This is a genomic window from Pseudoalteromonas sp. BSi20439 (genome assembly GCF_000241165.1).
GTDB lineage: Bacteria > Pseudomonadota > Gammaproteobacteria > Enterobacterales > Alteromonadaceae > Pseudoalteromonas.
In genome coordinates this window covers 1-20246 of sequence record NZ_BADW01000149.1, presented here as the reverse complement: position 1 = coordinate 20246, position 20246 = coordinate 1, and the positions used below count along the sequence as shown (strand labels likewise).

The window sequence follows — 20246 nt, the reverse complement described above, 5'->3', positions numbered from 1 at the left end:
GAGAGCTTGTACCTTTGTATGTACATAACATATTCTTGGTGTTTTATTTATTTGTAGGGCTATATTCGTCGTATTTTATGGGAAGTTATTAAAAATAGGTCTACATTACATATTTTTGGTGTTATTGAGAGCACATACCAAAAATATGTAATATGCTTTTTAATATGGAATATCTAAATTATCTATAGTCAGTTTATTCGCAATATCTATTTCTTCTTTGCTGGATGCTTGTTCTGCGCGGTTATTACGCCTTTCAATCAAGGTTGTAGCTATTTTATTAGATAGCTTCTCATTACCAGTGTAATTGTATGCAGAAAGTAACAGTTTAAGTTCTGCAGTTGATAATTTTTTACCATTGCCTTCAGACTTTAATTGCTGCCTTTTAAGCTCTAGCTTTTTAATAGTTGTAATAGCATCGCGTTCATTAAATTCCTCAATATTGCCTTTTGTTATCCAACTCATAAGGAATTTGATAGCTATATACATTCTAATAACATTTACACTTCATAAGCTCAAGTGCTGAATAAATACACCAGCCCATATTAAAGTTGCGATGATAACGCTCACCATCACAGCCAAAGAGCCTAAGTCTTTCGCTAAACCTGACAGCGGATGAATTTCCGCGCCAATTCTATCGACTACTGCCTCAATAGCGGTATTGAAGATTTCTGCCAACAATACGAATAATAAAGCGCACCAAAGAAACACGTACTCAAAAAGTGAAAATGGAAAGAATAAACAGCCCACAACGAGAAGAACTGACAGCCAGAATTCTTGTTTAAACGCTGCTTCATTTGCTATCAGCCATTTAAACGCTCTGAGTGAATGCCCCGCTGCTAGGTATATTCGTTTTATTCCCGTCGGCTTTTGCTTAGTACCCATTGATTGGCTCCTGTTGGCTATTCTTAGCATTAGGTTTGGAATTAGGAAAGTGTAAGGTACGAAACACTACCGCGGCTATCAAACAAATGATTAACCATGACAACGTCATCGTTGTTAGTGTGTGACTTAAAAAATGGTCACCTATCGCCATCTTATAACTCCCCATAATCCAGCCAGTAGAAACAGCAAACGCTATCGCAATACATTGGTATTTCGGACGATAAAACAAAAAGAATAATGACATTAAGGCAAAACCACCGCTGGCATGACCCGCAGGAAAGCACTTGTACTTTTTAGTTGACTCAAACGATTCAGGCATTAATTCAAACGCCTTAACATAAGGGACATCGCCGCCATATAGTTCAAGCTGCGCAGGACAAGCACCATTGGTTGTTGCTTTTAAACCGCCGATGACTGACGGCACTAACATCAAAGAGAAAATAACCACTAATAATCGCTTTTGAAAGTGCTTAGAGTACTTGCGTCTACAAGCGATAACGTAAAAAGCAATGAGCGACAGTGCCAACAAAATAATGCTGTATTTAGGCAACAAGTAAAAAATAAAACGATAAGGCTCTTCATATTTATCAATTAACCACGTTTGGTTGGATGCATTGAATAACAAATTTTGAAGCCAAATATCGCTATTTGTTGTTTCAAATAAAAAAGCAATAAGCGTTAATGCATACATTGAATAAAGCAGGTGTTTACTCAAGTTCAAAACAATTCTCCATTTGCAAGGTGTTCCCTACTACCACTTCTATGGTCGAGTGGTGAATACCGTATTGAGCTGCGAGCAAATCTTTAATTGGCTTAAGATCTTGGAATTGTTCCATCGTTTTTAAGTTAACACTGGTTTCTAAATACACTTCGCTATCATCTAATTGCCACACATGAATGTGTCTTACTTTTTCAACATTCTCCATTGATTCGATATCCTTACAAATCTTATCGATATCGATATCAACGGGGACCGCTTGCATTAAAATACGAATACTTTGCTTAGCTAAAATAATACCGTGGTACACCACATAAACCGAGATAAGTATGGTTGCCAATAAATCGACAACATACCATTGATATAAAATGATCAAACTACCCGCAACAATGACAACGACAGAAGCAAAGGCATCAGATAAATTATGAATAAATGCCGCTCTGAGATTCAAGTTATTCTTCGCGCCTGCTTGATAAGTCAACCACGCGGTTATGGAATCAATCGCTAAGGCTATTGTCGCAATCCAAACAACAATCCAACCATCAATAGGTTGAGGGTTAAAGTACTTCTCAACTGCGGCATAAATGAGATATATACCAAGAATAATAAGGGTAGTACTGTTGATTAATGCCCCGATAATTTCAGCCCGTTTAAAACCAAAAGTCATTTGGCTATTAGCGGGTTTTCTTGCAATTTTTCTCGCAACAATCGCAATAACGATAGCGCCTGCATCACTGAGGTTATGAAGCGCATCAGCAATCAAGGATAAACTACCTGATAAAACCCCGCCGATAACTTGGGCCACAGTAAGTAAAATATTGATAAATACTGCCATGCTTAATTTTCCGTCATGGTTATGTGCATGGCTGTGCGTATGGTTATTATTTGACATTTACTCTTCCTCTTGCATAACAAATAGTGGTGATGGCGCTTTTTCAGGCAATGACATATCTGTGCTGATATTTAACGCATGTAGTAAAGAAAAAGAAAAAGCATCGTGAGAACTTTCTTTTTTACTTTGTTTGACCGTACTTTCCATATCAACGTGTGATGAAGAGCCGAACCAAGCAATTAAAGGTACATGAGTCTGTTCTTCAGGCGCCAGCATGTAAGGCATACCATGTAAGTAGAGTCCGTTCTTACCTAACGATTCACCATGATCGCCAATATAAAACATGGCAGTTTCAAAGTTGGTATTGTTCTCTTCTAATAAATTAATGGTTTCATTGATAAAGTAATCGGTATAGAGAATGGCATTATCATACGCATTAACAATTTCGCTAGTTTCACAGGCGGAGAGTTCGCTTGTTTGACAGGCAGGAGTGAACTTCTCAAAGTCTTTGGGGTATCGTTTGTAATATGCCGGGCCGTGGTTGCCCATTTGATGAAGCACTATGAGTACACTACCTTCTTGATCATCAATATACCCCTGTAAACCGTCTAACATACCAATGTCACGACACTCTATATCGCACACTGAATTTAGCTCAGGTGATTTGAAATTTTGGTATTCGACACGATCTGCGACGCCTTTTGAACTAGAGTTATTGTCTCGCCAAAGGACACTTACCCCGGCTTTGGAAATAACATCTAATACGTTTTGTGTTCGCCGTGTTTTTTTATTATCAAATGACTCTCGGTTATCGAATGAAAACATACAAGGGACCGAAATCGCGGTTGATGTGCCACAAGCATAGAATTTATCAAAACTAATTAAATCATCTCTTTGAGCTAATAATGGTGTAGTTTCTCGTTTATAGCCATTTATAGAAAGATTACCCGCATGGACAGTTTCACCGACAATGACAATGTAGAGTTTTTTATGCGACTCTTTATCAATATCATTGGCAGAGTTTACTACCATTAAAAATTCGTTATTTTCTTGCTGTTCAAGCACGTCCTTGAGGAAAAATCCCGTAGAGTAAATGGGATAGATAGGATTTAAGTAAAATCTTAATGGCTTGTGTTCTCTAAAGAAATTAGTGAATTGAGCACTAAAAATATAAAGTGAAACAGTAATTACACCAAGTGCCATGATGGTATTACTTATTTGTAGCCAACAGTTTTTTGTCCATGACGATTTATCTATTTTGACCATAAAAAGGCAAGCTATAGGTACTATGGCTAACAACAAAACAGTTAAAAAATACTCAAATGACAGTAAGTCAGTTGCTTCATCGATATTCGTTTCAGCAATGTTTTGAATCATTACATTATCAATGATGGTGCCAAAGCTATCGGTATAATAACCAGCCATGGCAGATAAGAGTAAAAGACTGCTCAGTACTATTCGAACGGGAATGATAATACTGAAAAATGACACAATAATGGTTAATACACTCATTACCACAAGAGTCAGCGCGATAATAAAACCTTGATTATCTTGCCACGGGTATACCGAATTAACTTGTTCAAAAAATGTAGAATTGCCCGTCACTATAATAAATAGCACGGTGGCGATAATAAGGAGGTTTGGCGAATAATTGAAAAACGACAGCTTTTTCATCATTATTCCCTAAATTTAGGATGCAAAAATTCGAAGCTAATAAAAGCCTACTATTGAATCTCTGCATCGAGTGAAAATGACTGGCTAAGCCCTGCTTTTGACAAGAGCTTAGCTAGTAGCGATTTATAGTGCTATCAAATTAGTTACTTACTTTATTAATTTGTAAGTTAATGAGTAAGTCACTAAGTTATCTAGCGCGTTAGTCTCTAAGATCTTTGATTTTGGCTTTTGAGAACCAAGCATATAAAACCGGTAACACAAACAAGGTGAGTAACGTTGCAGTAACCAAACCGCCAACAATAACACTCGCCAGTGGTCGTTGAATTTCAGCGCCAACTCCATTGGACATCAGCATTGGAATTAAACCTAACGCAGAAGTAATGGCGGTCATTAATACTGGACGTAAACGAGATACTGCCCCATCAAAAACAGCTTTTGAGGTGTCTATACCATCTTTTACCAGCTGGTTAATGCTTTCTACCATGACTACACCATTAAGCACGGCGACACCAAACAAAGTGATAAAGCCGACTGAACTTGGCACTGACAAGTATTGACCTGAAATATACAGTGAGAAAATACCACCTATAACGGCCAAGGGTACATTCACTAAAATAAGCATCGCTTGACCAACAGAGCCAAAGGCGAAATAAAGTAGCAAGGCAATTAGTGCCAATGATAGAGGCACTACCACTGATAGTCGCTGCTGCGCACGTTGTTGGTTTTCAAATTGACCACCAATCACTACAGAATAACCTGCAGGTAAATCTACTTTGCTATCAATAACTGCACGAATGTCGCTAACAACACTTCCCATGTCTCGACCTTGAACATTGGCTTGAATTACCACGCGTCGCTGTACATCATCACGTCGCACTTGTGGTGGGCCAGATTCAAAACTGACGGTAGCAATATCGCCTAAACGTACCCAAGCACCCGTAGGTGATTGTATTCTCAGATCTGCAATAGCTTCTTGGTTATCACGGTATTTTTCTTCAATGCGAACATAAATATCATAACGTTCATTACCATTGATTATTTGGCCAGCGCTAACGCCACCGATACCGTTTTTAACCACTTCCATGACATCGCCAACTGACAAACCAAAACGTGACAATTGCTGTCTTTTCGGTTTAATCACTAACTGTGCTTCACCAGCGATTTGCTCTAAGGCTACATCTCTTGCGCCATCAATTTGTTTGATTGCCGCTTCAATTTCTTGACCTTTGCTCGCCAACATATCTAATTCTGGTCCAAACAATTTAATGGCAAGTTGCGCTTTAACTCCTGACAGTAATTCATCTACACGAGTCGCTATGGGCTGTGAAAAGTTAAGTAATAACCCTGGGAATTGCTCAAGTTTCTCTTCCATTAAACCTTGTAATTCAACGCGATTTTTGGCACTTGTCCATTCTGAAACAGGTTTTAAGCCAATGTAAATTTCGATGTTATTAACTGGTTCAGGATCACCGCCGATTTCAGCACGTCCAATTCGACTTAGGGTATATTCAACTTCGGGGAACTCCATTAACTTTTCTTCAAGAATTGGAGCAACCGACAAGGCTGTTTCTAAACTTGCTGATGGCGCTAATGTTGCTCTTAGGTTAATGGTACCCTCTTCTAATTCTGGTACAAATTCAGTCCCTATTTGAGGTATTAAAGATGCTGCACCCACAAGTAACAATAATGAAGCAATAATAACTACTTTCGTGTGTTTCATCGCGGCTTTGAGGCCTTTTCGATAAAGCTTATCTAATGGTTTTAAGACAAAACTTTCTCTTTCTTTAACGCCTTTATTAAACATAAAGGTTGCTAAGGCTGGAACCACAAACAGTGCCACTAAAATAGCCGAAATAACCGCTAAAATAATACTGATAGCCATCGGCTGGAACAATTTAGCTTCCACTCCTTCAAAGCTAAATAACGGTGTAAATACCACTAAAATAATAGAGGCAGCAAAAAATACCGGGCGTGCAACTTCTTTTCCTGCTTCTTTTAATCGTAGAGGAATGCCTTCTTTATCATGTTCTACATCGTGGGGATCAGCATCTGTGCCTAACGTTCTCGCTTGCGCATTTTTGTAATGTGTTGAATCAGGTCTATTAAGGTGTTTGAACATGTTTTCAACCATCACAACAGAGCCATCAACCAACATACCAATAGCAACAGCGATACCACCTAACGACATTAAGTTTGCCGATAAACCTATCCAAGACATCACCATTAAGGCGATAGCGATTGAAATAGGAATTGAAATTAACACTAAAAAGGTTGCGCGTAAGTTCATTAAAAACAGAGCAAGTACGATAGCGATAAATATAAATGCCAGCGCTAATGCTTGCACTACAGTATCAACTGCTTTAGTAATTAAATCTGCCTGATCGTAGAAAGGTTCAAAACGTACGCCTTCAGGTAGTGCTTGGTTGATCATTGGAATACGTGCACTTATACCGTCGATTGTCGCTTTAGTATTTGCGCCCATACGTTTCAATACGATACCTGAAACCACTTCACCTAAGTTTTCAATGTTACCCTGTGCATCTCTGCGCGTCATAGTAACTGCGCCTTGGCGTATTTCACTACCCAGCGAAACCTTGGCTACATCTTCGATAGTCACCACAGTACCATCAACCGTTTTAACCGGTACTTGTCTAATATCAGCTAAACCTGCTTCGCCACTATTAAACCAACCTGTGCCACGAATAACTAATTGCTCTTGTCCACGGTTCATGTACCAACCGCCAACATTGGCATTGTTGTTATCGAGTGCAGTAACAATATCGTCTTGCGTTAACTCATATGATAATAATTTACTTGGCTCAATGTTGACTTGATACTGTCTGACGTTGCCGCCAAAAGATAAGACGTCGGTAACACCATCTACCGGCATAACCAATAACTTTACTATCCAATCGTTCAAGCTCCTTAAGGTCATAGAATCATAACCAGAATCTTTATCTGCAATTAACAAATACTGAAAAACTTGACCCAAACCTGAGGTGTTAGGTCCCATTGCTGGTGTGCCCACGCCTTGCGGAATTAACTCTTTTGCCGCTTGTAAACGCTCAAATACTAACTGGCGAGCAAAGTAGATGTCTGTGCCTCCTTTAAAGACAACAGTAACACCCGATAAACCCGTTTTTGAAATAGAGCGTACTTGCTCTACATCAGGCAACGCATACATTACTGCTTCAATGGGATAGGTTATTAACTGCTCTACTTCTTCAGCGGCTAAGCCCGGTGCTTCAGTATTAACCGCTACCTGAACATTGGTTACATCAGGAAAAGCATCTAAATTTAGTTTTGGGATCACCATAACAGAGCCTGCCATAGTAGCAATTAGGGCGATAATTACTAAGAGTCGATTATTGATCGACCAATCAATCATTTTATTAAACATAATCTTATTCCCCTAGTGGCCGTGCGGATCAAATCCGCCTTTTGCTATTTCTGACGCAACAAAAAAGGCACCTTTTGTTACCAAACGGGTATTAGGCTCAATACCGATAATTTGACGGTAATTGCCTAATGGCTGACCTAATTCAACTTCAACGGCTTTAAATTCACCAGAATGGTCTTCAACAAATACCGTCCAATCACCATCGGCACCACGCATTAATGCTGTTTCTGGTACTGCCATTACAGGGCTTTGCGTATCAAACTGAAAATTTACATTAACAAACATGCCTGAATGCAAACTGTCATCAGTATTTTCAACCGACAGTCTAACGATTCGGGTACGCGTACTTGGATCAATGGTATGTGCTTCTTGAATGACCTTGGCAACATGCACTTGCCCGGCAAACTCAACTTTTGCAATGGTGCCAATAGGAAGACTTAATTTTTTATTTGGCGAAACACGCGCTTCAACCCATAAGTCTTTTTCATCAGCCAATACCATGATTTTTTCACCGGCAGGCACACGTTGTCCTTGAGAGAAATCATCACTTAAAACCACACCAGAGCGCTGAGCGACTAAGGTATATTCACCAAGATTTGATGAGTTGTTTTTTACAATATCTTTAATGGCTGCTTTGGTTAAACCAAAGGCAGTTAATCGACCATAAGCTGAAATGTAATCTGTTTCACTGGCTAATAGGCGGCTTTCACTGACGGTGCCAAGGCCCAATTTTTTAGTTCGTTGCCACTCACTGTAAGCAACACGATATTGTGCTTGTGCTTCGGCCATTGATTCACTAAATAAGGTAACTAAAGACTGACCCTTAGTCACATGTTCACCTAAAATAGCATGACGACTGATCACTACCGATTCAGTACGTGAAGAGACAATGTAACTGGTATAACCGTTCGCTTTTATTTCTCCTGGTGCATAGATACTTTTAGCAAAAATTGCCGGCTTTAAGTTAGTCACTTTGATATTGGCGAGTGCCATTTTTTCTGGACTAAAACTTATGCCTTCTTCATGTTCTTCTTCAGCTGTTTCTTTACTCGCTGTTTCACTACCATGGTCATGACCGTCATCAGATTTCTCCTCCGCAGCATGGTCGTCTTTGCTTTCATCACTACCATGTTCATGACCACTTTCGTCATGCACTTCTTCACTTTCAGAGTCATGATCATGGTCAGTTTTTAATACGATGGATTGCTCTACTGCTGGCGTTTTTTCTAGAGCGGCATCGTTATATGATAATGCCGTAGTTGACACGACAGCTAAGCCAGTAAATAAACTACTTAGGGTAATGAGTTTTATTTTTTTCACTATTTTATGAGATGTTTTATCAGTTATTTTATTTTTCATTTTTAATTCCAAATTCTGTAACAATTCACGCTCATCAAGCCGCGTAAAGTGATATAATAGGTTTAGTTTAATAGCTTAGTTGCCGCATTTAATTGGCCTACATCGAGTAGCCATTGCACTTCGCTTATTTTGAACTGGGCTTGTAATTCAATGCCCGCGTATAAACCTTCCGCTCTTTGTTGTAATGCCAATAAATAATCCGAGGTATTTAAATCACCTACTTGCCATTGTTTTTGCAATAACTGCGCGCTGTGTTCGCCGCGTCCTTGCATTAACTGTTGCCAACGGCCAAGGTATTTTTTATTAGAGATTAGTGAGGCAGTACTTGCCTGTATCAAATACTTTTGCTTACGCATTACTGAACGAAAATTTGCTTCTGCGGCGATAGCTTGTTGGTTTTGTGCTTTGGCATTAGCTTGGTAATCATTACGAATATTTAACGGCATAGAAAAAGTAACTCCGACAACATTATCGACATCATTTTTTCCGGCACTAATTCCAATGGTAGGATCGGCTTTGGTTTCAAGCATGGCATATTGAGCTTTACTTTTTTGCATTTGCCACAGTGCTTGAGAGGCTAATACTTGCGGGTGCTGCGTTAACCACTGCTCAGCTACTTGAAAGTTTGTAACGCCTAAGCCCTGCTCTGGATATGCTTGTGTATCAGGACGCCAATCAGGCAACAACTCATTAACCTTGGCTTGAGCTTGTGTTAACTGTGCTTGTATTTGGGCCGTTTTATTAAGCATTTGCGACAAATTCAAGAAAGTTAACTCAGCATCAACCTGACCAAGATCGCCAGCTTTCTGCCTTTTAGTTACAATTTTAAGCAAGGTTTCTAACTGTTGCTCTTGTTCAAAAGCAAGTGACGACTTATCCATGGCAAGTTGCCAATTAATAAGTGCTTTTAAGGCTTGTGCTTTTTTCTGCTCTATCGCATAAGTGAATTGTTTACTGGCCGCCGTTAATATTTTATCGCCGATAGCAGCATTAACAGCCTGCTTATCCCACAAGTCAATCGTTTGGCTAATACCAATATTGTAATTATTTCCGTCACCTTCACGCTCGTAACCTGTCGATAGTTCTGGGTTGTAAAGTGGTAACTTACTGCCCTGTGCTTTGGAAAATTCAGCATTCATGAGTTCACGTGCTGAGACAATATCAGGGTGTTTATTGATTTGCCGATCGAGCCAGTCACTCGATAGCGTTGGCTTAGCAAAAGCGAAGCTACTAACAGATAAACTTGCTGAAAAGCCGATAAATAATGCGATTCCAGTAGATTTTGCTGAGAAAAATTTCATAATAATCTCTTAATTTAATAATAAAATGCCGCAACTAAACCAACTAGGCTACATTAAGCGCTAGTTAAGAATAAATTTGTTACGAATATAGCTTTAAAACTAAATTAAACGATTGGGGGGGTATAGGTTCTTCAGTGAATATTTTATCTACATGAACAGCATAAAAATATTGATTTGTAATAATAAGTTTAGGGGTCTGTAGTGTAGATTTATTACTGGCAACCCACTGTGTGTGAGTGCCTTGACAGTGACCACAATGATGGCAATCTTTAATATTATGTTCAGTGTCAGATGATTCATCGAAAAGTTCAATATCATCACTATCATGGGAATGTTCTGTTTGAATATGTAGAGAGTCAATCTGATGACTTTCATTTGAATTAGCCACAGAAGCAAACGACTGCAATGCAATCGATAGTACTACTAACAAACTAATCCAAGTATTTTTCATTTTTACTCTAACATCAAAATTTTAAAAAACATGGTAGTCAAGAAACCCACTCAAGTCAATCAAATTAAGTAGTTTATACAGGACAATCCACGGCAAGATCATTATAAATTGAACTTCTAGAACAAGTAGCGATCAGATCAAGGCATTATAATCACCTTGGTCACTTAATATGAGCGCTACTTTTCTGAAACACTTTGATTCAATTACCGATCCTCGCATTGAACGCTGTAAAAAGCATGAACTTATCGATATTCTCCTCTTAGCCATTAGTGCTGTACTCTCCGGCGCAGAAGGATGGGAGGATATTGAAGATTTTGGGCATCTAAAACTTGATTGGTTAAAAAAATATGGCGCTTTCAAAGAGGGTATCCCAAGACACGACACCATTGCCCGTGTCATTTGTCGGTTAAAATCAGATGAAATAGAGCATTCATTTCAATCTTGGATATCATCACTTATTGAAACCACTGGTGCTGATATCATTGCCATTGATGGAAAAACAGCACGTCGTTCATTTACAACCAAAGATAGAAAAAGTGCCTTACATACCGTCAGCGCATGGAGCTGCCAACACCAATTAGGGGTTTTGCGCCCATCCCCTCGAAATTAACCTTAGTCTAAATTTTTAAGCTTTTTTCTAACTCTAATTACCGTACTTCGACTAACTCCAACTGCTTCAGCCGTTTTATTAATACTAAATCCAGCTTCAGTAAACGAGGCAATCCTATCATGAGCCTCTAAATCAGGCTGACGACCGTGATAAAGTCCCTTTTGCTGTGCTTTTACAATACCTTCTTTTTGCTTACGTTCACGTTCTCGATATTCTTTATATGCACTGGCCGCTAATATTTCTAACAGCATATTATTAATAGCACTAAGTATTGATCTCATAAAATCATCACTTGGAAAACTGCCAAATGTTAAATGACTGGTTGGTAGATCTAAACTAACAACACTAATTCCTTTTTCATTTATTGAGGCTACAAGAGTTTTCCAATCATCAGGGCTTAGCCTTGTTAAACGATCGATTGATTCAACTAACAAAACATCACCGGACTCTGATTCATCCAATAAACGAATTAGCTCTGGTCTATCTAAAGAATTACCAGATTTATTTTCTATATAAAAAGAAGCAATTCGTTTGCTGAAGCCAGAAACGAATTTTTTTAATGAGCTTTTTGCTCTATTTGCATCTTGCTCAGAAGTTGATGCTCGTAAATATGCTCTTATGAACATTTTTGCCTAATTAGGTCTATTTAGATGGTGTCATATCATATAGGTTTATTTAAGTGGTGTCATTACGTAATTGCCTGTGATATATTAACAGTATCTTTAGGGTGTACTCATGTAGAACTGCATGTAATAACACTAATTTGGACTTTGATAATGAAAAAGGATAAACCATACATTGTTGTGGTTTAATATTGTTGTAACAACGGTAACTTTACTTATTTAATAGAAGAAAAAACAAAATCAATTAGCGATGTTTAAACTGGTATTCATTGATGGTCACTTTAATTAGATATAAAGTAAGTAAACAAAAAGTCAGTAAGGTAATTGATAACGTGTCTAAACGAACCATAAGTATGTTGGCTAAAGAACTGAGTGTAAATGTCGAAACAATTCGCTTTTATGAACGCAAAGGCTTAATTAAACAACCACCAAAGCCTATGCAGGGCTATAGACATTACCCGAAAGAAACGGTAAATAGAATACATTTTATCAAGCGTTCTCAAGAATTAGGTTTTACGCTAAATGAGATTGAAGGGTTACTTGCGTTAAACGATAGTCCATGTAGTAAAGTACAAGAATTAGCTAATAAAAAACTGATCGCAGTACAAAAAAAGATGGCTGACTTGTTGTTGTTAGAACACGCTTTGGAAGAACATTTAGGACAATGCCAAAATAATGATGACGATAGCCACTGCCCAATAATTGATTCGTTGCAACCGAAGTAAATGATTCACTTAACTACCATTTCCCACTAAAACAGCATATCCAATTTTACTTCTGCGCCTTAATTCAAGTTAGCTTATTCCCCGTATCTGTCGTAGCAGATTATCAAAGATAAATTTTTTATAAATCACCCTTGACTCCGTACTTAGGTACATGCAATACACTTGCATTATCACTTAATGAGGTATCTATATGAATCAAAAAGAATCAAACCTTCCAATGATAGGAGGCATCATAGCAGCATTAGGCGCAGGCGTATGCTGTGTAGGTCCTTTGCTCCTGTTATTACTTGGGGTAAGTGGCTCATGGATTGGTAATTTAACTGCATTTGAACCCTATAGGCCATTATTTATCGCATTTGTAGTGTTGTTGTTTGGTTACTCAGGTTGGAAAATTTACCGTCCTGTAGAAGAGTGTGAGCCGGGAACGGCCTGTGCAATTCCTAAGAAACAGCAACAACGAAAAGTAATTTTCTGGCTGAGCGTTATAGTTGCGACAATTTTAGTGACCAGTAATTATTGGATACTTTTGTTTGCTTAATATACAGATCAAGAAATTTATAACATTTTAAAATTTGGAGCTAATTATGAAAAAATTATTATTAACCGCACTGCTTTCACTTTCTAGTTTTGGTGCTTTTGCTGAAGTAAAAACAGTTACACTGGAAGTGCCAACGATGAACTGTGCGACATGTCCAATCACAGTTAAAAAGTCATTAGAAAATGTTGATGGCGTTGAAAATGCGAAAGTTACCTACAAGCCTAAGCTAGCTGTTGTTTCTTTTGATGACACTAAAACCAACATCAATGCATTAATTGCAGCGACTACCAACGCTGGCTACCCTTCAAATTTAAAAAGTGAAAATAAGTAATGTTTAGCCCCTTAGAACTAGTTACGCGTATCGGAGATAAAGCAGGCTCTATAGGTGCACTTGTTTCGGCAATGGGATGCGCCATGTGTTTTCCCGCGATAGCTAGTCTTGGTGCGGCAATTGGGATGGGATTTCTTAGTCAGTGGGAAGGGGTATTTATCAATACGTTGTTACCACTGTTTGCAGTATTAGCGCTGGCAATGAATATCTTAGGCTGGTTTAGCCATCGTCAATGGCACCGTAGTTTTATCGGTTCAATTGGCCCCATTTTGGTTTTACTCTCTTTATACCCTTGGTTCCAGTACGGGTGGAGTTCATACGTTACTTATACGGGGCTAGGACTAATGGTTGCTGTATCAATTTGGGACATGGTTTCTCCTGCGAATAAACGCTGTGATGATGAAACTTGTACCGCTTAACTTTTTAAGAGGAATAAAATATGTCAACGAATAGTTGTTGCTCGTCAAATGACATCCAGCCAGAACAATTACATGTAGCCATTATTGGTAGTGGTTCAGGGGCCTTTGCCAGTGCGATTAAAGCAGCAGAAGGCGGAGCAAGAGTTACTATCATTGAAGGAGCCGATGTAATCGGAGGTTGCTGTGTAAATGTCGGCTGTGTTCCTTCAAAAATATTGATCCGTGCTGCGCAATTAGCGCATCAGCAACGTACTAACCCGTTTGATGGTTTAGAAAATATTCAGCCACAACTTAGCCGCTCCTTATTAGCACATCAGCAAAACGCTCGCGTCGAAGAACTACGCGATGCTAAATATCAACGTATTTTAGAGAGTAATCCCGCGCTATCTTTACTTAAAGGTTATGCACGTTTTAAAAATCAAAATACCTTGCTAGTTCACAAGTCTGATGGTAGTGAAGAAGAGCTGGTTGCAGATCGCATTTTAATTGCAACAGGCTCTACACCAAGCATTCCGCCAATTAAGGGTTTAGTTGATACACCTTATTGGACATCAACAGAAGCCTTATTTGCAGAAGAGTTACCGAGTAGTCTAGTTGTCATCGGCTCCTCCGTTGTTGCTCTGGAAATTGCGCAAGCTTATGCCCGTTTAGGTAGCCGTGTGACAATTCTAGCCAGACATACCCTTTTATATGCTGAAGATCCGTTATTAGGTGAAAAACTGGCAGAGTGCTTTGAAAAAGAAGGTATTAGGGTACTTAATAATACGCAAGCAAGTCATGTTTCTTATGATAGCAATGGTTTTTCATTGGAAACTAACGAAGGAACATTAATCGCTGAAAAATTGCTTATCTCTACGGGTCGCCATGCAAATACTGGAAAGCTTGGTTTAGAAAATGTTGGTGTTGAAACAGATAAAAGTGGTGCCATTGTTGTTAATAGTATGATGGAAACATCAACAGCTAACATTTATGCCGCTGGAGATTGCTCCAATATGCCACAATTTGTTTATGTTGCTGCTGCTGCCGGAAGTAGGGCTGGAATTAATATGACAGGTGGAAATGCGCAACTCGACTTATCTACCATGCCTGCTGTTATATTCACCGACCCACAAGTTGCTACGGTAGGTCTAACCGAAGTACAAGCTTCAGCGGTAGGAATAAATACGATAAGTCGTGTACTTGATATGGAAAACGTACCAAGAGCTTTAGCAAATTTTGAAACGGATGGTTTTATCAAGTTGGTAGCTGAAGAATCCACGGGAAAACTGATAGGCGCACAAATTTTAGCCCATGAAGGCGGAGAACTGATTCAAAGTGCGGCTCTTGCTATTCATAATAAAATGACAGTCGAAGAATTGGCAGGTCAACTATTTCCGTATTTGACGATGGTTGAAGGATTGAAGTTATGCGCTCAAACCTTTAGCAAAGACGTTAAAGAGCTATCTTGCTGCGCAGGGTAATCATTTAACGGTAATGTACTTACAGAAATGTTAATGGAGTGCCAATTGATTGAATGTAATCAAGATATCTTAAGGCATTCCATTAACAACACAAATTGGAAGCATGCTAAATCATGATTAAATCTAAGGTTGAAAACATTCCTGTTGGTGAAGTCAGTTTTTTGACAGAGATACCTGACATCAATAAGTTCATTAGTAGTGATGATGATGCGTTGGATTTTCCTTTGAGTATTTCTCAACTGGCACTAGCTGCACAAACATCTGTCCATACGGTAAGAAATTATGTTCTTGAGAACTTAGTACACTGCGAAGAAAAAACTAAGTCAGGCCATTCACTTTACGGCTTATGTGCATTAAAGAGATTAAAGTTCATTCGAGCAGCAAGGGCGGCAGGTCTTCTTGTAGTTGATATCAAGCCATTACTAATGGCAATAGATGCAGGAGAAAGAAAAGTTCCTGAAGACATCCAAAAGCTGCTACTTACTAAAATCGAGCATAGAAAAGTATTTTTAAATCTAGTAACAAACCAAATTGAAGAGTTTTGCAATTAGAACAATTATAGAACAGTTCATGGCTCGACTAAAAACTTGTTAGCTTATCTGTTTTCTATCAATGTTAGCTTGTATATATCAAGCATATAGAATATCAACACCTCCAATTTTTAATGGCACTTTGATGCGCAGTACCTTTTGAATTAGAAATACAAACAGATGGCATTCTTTAACTTATTGATTCTACATCACTAAGTAAACCAGCTAAGTCGATTTCTTTGCGGTCTTTATTAAAGGCATATTCCCCATTTAGATTAATGTGTTGCCAAGCAACAGGTGAAAGCCGAGAAATAACATCAACCACATCTTGCCTACCGTTCCTCTCTTGGATTTGTAAAAATGCCGATAGTAACGCGGAATTATAATAAATAATGCAATTTGAAATGAGTCGAGCACAATCGTTCCATTGTGATACTTGGTAATCATTCCCCCCACGAAATTTATTGCCATTAACTGAAGTAATAGCACGTTTTAACTGATGGTATGCTTCACCTCTGTTCAAGGCTTGCTGGACGTAATGACGCAACGTTGAATTATCAACATACTCCAAAACATAAATAGATTTAATTAAACGGTCGTACTCATGCAATGCTGACAATCTTCGGCTCTTGCCGTTACTCAACTTTCTAATGATTGTGCTTTGAGTGGTGGTTTTACGACTCAATGAACAAACAATATGCTGAATATTGTCCCATTCTTCAGCAATTAGCTTATGATTAATATCTTTCTTTAATTGAATACGGCCTCCGTTCTCTTCAGTCACTTCAAATAGCTCAAAAAACACCTTTTTCATTTTCGCGTATCGAGGGGCGAATGTGTAACCAAAGAAATCTAATATAGCGAAGTTAACATTATTGGTACCATGCGTATCGGTCGATAAGGTATTAGGCTGTATATCTGAAGAGTTGTTATAGAGTAAGTCAAAAGCAAAGTGACCTTCATATTCGTTAGCGCCAATGACTTGCGTACTCACCGGAACATGATTAGAAACCAATGTTAATGCTGAAACACCTTTACCTTTGGAGAAGTACTTAGACGAATACCGAGCCTTAAACGTATTTATGCGACACTCAAATTTTTGACCATCAATGCTTGAAAACAACTGATTATCGTCCACATGGTAATAGGCAAATATTGGCAACGTGGCTATAGCATTAGAAACCTGATCATTAGACGTTTTGAGTGTTTCATATCTGACATAACTATCATCTACACTGCGTAATTTACCCATTGAACGGTCAGAGATATTCGCCATTTTATATAGGCCGTAATTGGTGCCGTTTGCCAATATACAGGCGATCAGATCTTCTTTATTTACTGGTGATTTTTCTTTAGTTGCTGATATGTGTGTAAATGAATTTAAGTAACCTGTCTTTTGATCAACAAACAACATGAGTTCAACGATACCCATGTGTTGAATTTGATTGTAGAGCGGGTTTTCAATTGTTTGTTGCCAACGGCTGTTAGGAATTGACCACTTGAGTTCGGCTTTGCCAGGAATAAACTCAACATACTTATTATCACCACTAAAGATATGCTCGCTTGCTTCCTTCAGCTTAACTTCTAATTGTTGGCTCTTATCTGCGAGTGTTTGGTTAATCGGTGTTGCCAGCTTATCAAGGCCAGTGTTTTCAATGATTGTCTCTTTTTGCTGCCATTCTTTAGGTTGTATAAGATCTGACGTTAAACTACGGTTATTAACGCTTTCTTTCACCGTTAAGCTATTACTGTGAAATAATTGTTCGGCTTTACGATAAAGGAAATACTCAAATCGATTAGCAATTAATTTGGTATTTTCTCCCTCTAAATACTCTCGGTCATGTTTAGGTACCACATCGATGTTAATGGTTTGGATAGCCTTTAATTCACTAAGTTCAGAATGTGCCATAACATACTGCTCATGGAGTTCATCCTTTAAATGAATGAACTCAATATCGATAGACATAAATAATGAGCGGATAAGTTTTTTAATTTTACTGGATTGTTTATCAATAAATTGCCATTCGTACTGACGGCCATCAAAGTCGTTATTATCTAAGTGATCACTTAACAGTTTAATACTGTCAGCAGGGATCAATTCAAAGGCTTTTTTACGTACATCACCAAAGCTTAAATCATCGTCCATATCGGTATCGATGAAGTGCTTTAATAAACTACCAGCGGATTTTAATTTGGTTCTTACAATGGTTACATCTTCAACAATACGCTGCTTTGCATAGCCTTTAGCTGATTCGGTTAACTTCCTTACCAAGTAAATAAATGCAGCAACAAGATTGTCGTTAGTCTCTCGGTACCTGAAGAACAAGTAACAAACGAGATATAAAATAGTTTGGCTATCTGCGTGTTTTCTAAGCTTATAAACGGACTTGTGCTTTACCAGTGAAGCATAGTATTCAAGATTTTTAGGTGATAGCTCCAGTTCAGCAATCAGTGACTTAATTTCTGGATAAAGCGAGCGTATAATTTTATGCGTCTTCAGCTCTTGGGTGATTTGGCTCGTTGAAAAGTCCTTAGCCATTTTCTTTAACTTGGCTAAGTCAGTAAAGGTATTATTTGACTCAAGTAATTTAAGTAATGTTTTTCTGGTACCTGAAGACAAACTATCAAGCAGCACCATTTCAATTCGGTTACGCTCATTTGATAATACCGTAGAAATAGTGTCTTGCAGCGTTGTATAACCAGCTAGCGCTATTCTGTTTTGACCAAAATAAGCAATACATTCATCAAAAACATACCTTGGTTCAAGGTTGATTTTTACAACATCGTTAAGCCTTTTTAATAGCGGCTCTTTATCTAACTTGCTTTGGTATGCTGTAAACCCTGTATATTTTAATAACTTATTAATCAGCTTAGTTTTTGTTGTTGGTGATAAATCCTCAAGAGACATATCTTTATCGCTGAAATACTTGGATCTTACATAATCTAAATCATTACTGACTTGAGTAAATGAGAAATTAAATACTATTGGCCGTGACCTAAAGTAACCAAGCAGTAAGATAAAATACACTCTGGTTTCAATACGTCTTAATTCGTTGACGAGCCTTTGAGTTTCACTATCTAACGAAAAATAATCATCACGATCTTTACGGTTAAAATTGGGTAAGGCATAGAGTTCGTTGATTTCTGATTCGCTGAGAATTTGTATACGCTTGGTGTTTGATGAAGAAATAGTGGTAAGCCTTTCTTGTTATTTTTAATCAGCATACCTTAATCAATGAGGTTAATGTTTACCAGTCAACTGCTTAACATTACCATAAAGCCGATTTAAGCGACTAAAGTGGTAAACTTTTCATAAGATAGTTTACCACTGTGTATTATTACTTAAGAATACTAATGCCGATTTCGAGGGGATGGGCTAAATAATACAAACTGTGTTATTCAAGGGGTGAAGTCCAATGGTACGAAAAGTTACTCTAAGCGTGAAAATTCAAGCTAAGGTTAATTTCGAGGGGATGGGCGCAAAACCCCTATTACGGGGCAAGAAAAAATATGGTCGAGCCACAAGAAAACTAAGTAAAAATAATACTTCTTATTCGTTATCATTCAATACTAGCGCATCAATTTTTTTCTATAGCATAGATACGAGTGAGATAAGTAATTTTCTATGGCAGGACAATAAAGTAGCGTTACTGAGCTATAAAGGAAAAGATTCGAGAACTTTTAAAAAAGATAAACATTTACAGTTAAATTTTGATCATAATAACCAAACTTTAATAGCTAAAATGAATGGCGATATTAGTGAGCAAACCTTAAAAGATGACGTGTTAGACCCACTATTTGTGTTTGAAATGTTAAGGCTTGACGCACTGAAAAACGATGGGTTTTCTAATGTAAAACAATTGCATTACACCGTTTATGATACAAGTGGCTTCAAAGAATTTAACTTCCTGAATGGTGGACGAGTTACTATTGACACACCTCTTGGGGAACTTAATTGCATCAAGTTAAGCAGGATTAGAAAAAATAGTACTAGAAAGACGCATATTTGGCTGGCAATTGATTACGACTATATTCCTATTATGCTTTTACAAGAACACAAGGAAGAAGAAGTCGCAACACTACTTATAAGTTCTATTGAGAAACATTAAGAAGCAATATTGGCATAACCTTCCTACAAATAAAAGATAAAAACTACATTTCTAATTAACTTCTAAAACTAACTACCGTAATTCAATAATAGCAAAGCCTTTCTAAGCAAAAAATAGCAACACTTTGCCATTTATCAGTTTGAACTAAGCAAATCTTAAGTTAACAAAATTACCATAAAGCCATACTCATAAGAGGTGTCTTTATGAAAAAGCATTACATTCTTTCTAAGGTAAGTTAAGTGTACAAAATTATCAATTTTTTAAACCAAATTAAGCTCACAACT

Annotated in this window: 18 protein-coding genes and 1 pseudogene; 8 read left to right on the top strand and 11 right to left on the bottom strand. The window is 37.9% G+C overall.

Going from position 1 to position 20246, the window contains the following annotated elements; genetic code table 11:
* Window positions 1–159: 159 nt before the first annotated feature.
* The 9 genes from P20439_RS12525 to P20439_RS12485 all read right to left on the bottom strand — a co-directional run bounded on the left by P20439_RS12525 (window position 160) and on the right by P20439_RS12485 (window position 10617).
* On the bottom strand, window positions 160–462 hold the full coding sequence (locus P20439_RS12525; protein WP_008467353.1) for a hypothetical protein: 303 nt from the start codon (window positions 460–462) through the stop codon (window positions 160–162).
* A 42-nt stretch (window positions 463–504) separates the two neighbouring features.
* Window positions 505–882, bottom strand: a complete 378-nt coding sequence (locus P20439_RS12520) for a diacylglycerol kinase (protein ID WP_008467350.1) — start codon at window positions 880–882, stop codon at window positions 505–507.
* The gene (locus P20439_RS12515) at window positions 872–1603 is read right to left on the bottom strand and encodes a phosphatase PAP2 family protein (protein ID WP_002962876.1); all 732 of its coding nucleotides are present in this window, start codon (window positions 1601–1603) and stop codon (window positions 872–874) included. The genes P20439_RS12520 and P20439_RS12515 overlap by 11 nt, the downstream gene beginning before the upstream one ends.
* Complete coding sequence (locus P20439_RS12510) at window positions 1590–2492, bottom strand: cation diffusion facilitator family transporter (protein WP_008467347.1); 903 nt, start codon at window positions 2490–2492, stop codon at window positions 1590–1592. The genes P20439_RS12515 and P20439_RS12510 overlap by 14 nt, the downstream gene beginning before the upstream one ends.
* Window positions 2493–4106 (bottom strand): phosphoethanolamine transferase, encoded by a 1614-nt coding sequence (locus tag P20439_RS12505; RefSeq protein WP_008467345.1) that lies wholly within the window; start codon window positions 4104–4106, stop codon window positions 2493–2495.
* A gap of 199 nt (window positions 4107–4305) precedes the next feature.
* A complete protein-coding gene (locus tag P20439_RS12500) occupies window positions 4306–7506 on the bottom strand; it encodes an efflux RND transporter permease subunit (RefSeq protein WP_002962883.1) in 3201 nt (1066 codons plus the stop codon).
* Between the two features lie 12 nt (window positions 7507–7518).
* Window positions 7519–8865 carry an efflux RND transporter periplasmic adaptor subunit gene (locus P20439_RS12495; protein ID WP_008467342.1) on the bottom strand — a complete coding sequence of 449 codons (1347 nt, stop codon included), beginning with the start codon at window positions 8863–8865 and terminating at the stop codon, window positions 7519–7521.
* A gap of 62 nt (window positions 8866–8927) precedes the next feature.
* A complete protein-coding gene (locus tag P20439_RS12490; protein WP_008467341.1) occupies window positions 8928–10166 on the bottom strand; it encodes a TolC family protein in 1239 nt (412 codons plus the stop codon).
* A 79-nt stretch (window positions 10167–10245) separates the two neighbouring features.
* Window positions 10246–10617, bottom strand: a complete 372-nt coding sequence (locus tag P20439_RS12485) for a hypothetical protein (protein WP_008467339.1) — start codon at window positions 10615–10617, stop codon at window positions 10246–10248.
* 169 nt (window positions 10618–10786) lie between these two features.
* Here P20439_RS12485 and P20439_RS12480 point away from each other — a divergent pair.
* Window positions 10787–11197 (top strand): annotated as a pseudogene (locus P20439_RS12480) (ISAs1 family transposase); the annotation flags it as partial.
* 32 nt (window positions 11198–11229) lie between these two features.
* On the opposite strand, the gene P20439_RS12475 reads toward P20439_RS12480, so the two are convergent.
* Complete coding sequence (locus tag P20439_RS12475) at window positions 11230–11853, bottom strand: recombinase family protein (RefSeq protein WP_008467336.1); 624 nt, start codon at window positions 11851–11853, stop codon at window positions 11230–11232.
* 269 nt (window positions 11854–12122) lie between these two features.
* Between P20439_RS12475 and merR the strand changes: the two genes are divergently transcribed.
* The 6 genes from merR to P20439_RS12445 all read left to right on the top strand — a co-directional run bounded on the left by merR (window position 12123) and on the right by P20439_RS12445 (window position 15874).
* Window positions 12123–12575 (top strand): Hg(II)-responsive transcriptional regulator, encoded by a 453-nt coding sequence (merR, locus tag P20439_RS12470; protein ID WP_008110844.1) that lies wholly within the window; start codon window positions 12123–12125, stop codon window positions 12573–12575.
* Window positions 12576–12765: 190 nt separating this feature from the next.
* The gene (locus tag P20439_RS12465; protein ID WP_008467333.1) at window positions 12766–13113 is read left to right on the top strand and encodes a mercuric transporter MerT family protein; all 348 of its coding nucleotides are present in this window, start codon (window positions 12766–12768) and stop codon (window positions 13111–13113) included.
* 46 nt (window positions 13114–13159) lie between these two features.
* Complete coding sequence (gene merP, locus P20439_RS12460) at window positions 13160–13444, top strand: mercury resistance system periplasmic binding protein MerP (RefSeq protein WP_008110847.1); 285 nt, start codon at window positions 13160–13162, stop codon at window positions 13442–13444.
* On the top strand, window positions 13444–13863 hold the full coding sequence (gene merC / locus P20439_RS12455; RefSeq protein WP_008467331.1) for an organomercurial transporter MerC: 420 nt from the start codon (window positions 13444–13446) through the stop codon (window positions 13861–13863). The genes merP and merC overlap by 1 nt, the downstream gene beginning before the upstream one ends.
* Before the next feature lie 20 nt (window positions 13864–13883).
* Window positions 13884–15323, top strand: a complete 1440-nt coding sequence (gene merA, locus P20439_RS12450) for a mercury(II) reductase (protein WP_008467329.1) — start codon at window positions 13884–13886, stop codon at window positions 15321–15323.
* Window positions 15324–15436: 113 nt separating this feature from the next.
* Complete coding sequence (locus P20439_RS12445) at window positions 15437–15874, top strand: MerR family transcriptional regulator (RefSeq protein WP_008110853.1); 438 nt, start codon at window positions 15437–15439, stop codon at window positions 15872–15874.
* A 169-nt stretch (window positions 15875–16043) separates the two neighbouring features.
* Here the strand turns inward: P20439_RS12445 and P20439_RS12440 are convergent, their stop codons facing one another.
* Window positions 16044–19013 carry a Tn3 family transposase gene (locus P20439_RS12440; protein ID WP_277910871.1) on the bottom strand — a complete coding sequence of 990 codons (2970 nt, stop codon included), beginning with the start codon at window positions 19011–19013 and terminating at the stop codon, window positions 16044–16046.
* 256 nt (window positions 19014–19269) lie between these two features.
* On the opposite strand from P20439_RS12440, the gene P20439_RS12435 reads away from it, so the two are divergent.
* Window positions 19270–19962 (top strand): DUF3108 domain-containing protein, encoded by a 693-nt coding sequence (locus P20439_RS12435; RefSeq protein ID WP_008467326.1) that lies wholly within the window; start codon window positions 19270–19272, stop codon window positions 19960–19962.
* Window positions 19963–20246: the final 284 nt, after the last annotated feature.

Coding starts and splice junctions, on each gene's coding strand:
- P20439_RS12525 (WP_008467353.1), bottom strand. CDS start 462: ATGAGTTGGATAACAAAAGGCAATATTGAGGAATTTAATGAACGCGAT.
- P20439_RS12520 (WP_008467350.1), bottom strand. CDS start 882: ATGGGTACTAAGCAAAAGCCGACGGGAATAAAACGAATATACCTAGCA.
- P20439_RS12510 (WP_008467347.1), bottom strand. CDS start 2,492: ATGTCAAATAATAACCATACGCACAGCCATGCACATAACCATGACGGA.
- P20439_RS12505 (WP_008467345.1), bottom strand. CDS start 4,106: ATGAAAAAGCTGTCGTTTTTCAATTATTCGCCAAACCTCCTTATTATC.
- P20439_RS12500 (WP_002962883.1), bottom strand. CDS start 7,506: ATGTTTAATAAAATGATTGATTGGTCGATCAATAATCGACTCTTAGTA.
- P20439_RS12495 (WP_008467342.1), bottom strand. CDS start 8,865: ATGAAAAATAAAATAACTGATAAAACATCTCATAAAATAGTGAAAAAA.
- P20439_RS12490 (WP_008467341.1), bottom strand. CDS start 10,166: ATGAAATTTTTCTCAGCAAAATCTACTGGAATCGCATTATTTATCGGC.
- P20439_RS12485 (WP_008467339.1), bottom strand. CDS start 10,617: ATGAAAAATACTTGGATTAGTTTGTTAGTAGTACTATCGATTGCATTG.
- P20439_RS12475 (WP_008467336.1), bottom strand. CDS start 11,853: ATGTTCATAAGAGCATATTTACGAGCATCAACTTCTGAGCAAGATGCA.
- merR (WP_008110844.1), top strand. CDS start 12,123: ATGGTCACTTTAATTAGATATAAAGTAAGTAAACAAAAAGTCAGTAAG.
- P20439_RS12465 (WP_008467333.1), top strand. CDS start 12,766: ATGAATCAAAAAGAATCAAACCTTCCAATGATAGGAGGCATCATAGCA.
- merP (WP_008110847.1), top strand. CDS start 13,160: ATGAAAAAATTATTATTAACCGCACTGCTTTCACTTTCTAGTTTTGGT.
- merC (WP_008467331.1), top strand. CDS start 13,444: ATGTTTAGCCCCTTAGAACTAGTTACGCGTATCGGAGATAAAGCAGGC.
- merA (WP_008467329.1), top strand. CDS start 13,884: ATGTCAACGAATAGTTGTTGCTCGTCAAATGACATCCAGCCAGAACAA.
- P20439_RS12445 (WP_008110853.1), top strand. CDS start 15,437: ATGATTAAATCTAAGGTTGAAAACATTCCTGTTGGTGAAGTCAGTTTT.
- P20439_RS12435 (WP_008467326.1), top strand. CDS start 19,270: ATGGTACGAAAAGTTACTCTAAGCGTGAAAATTCAAGCTAAGGTTAAT.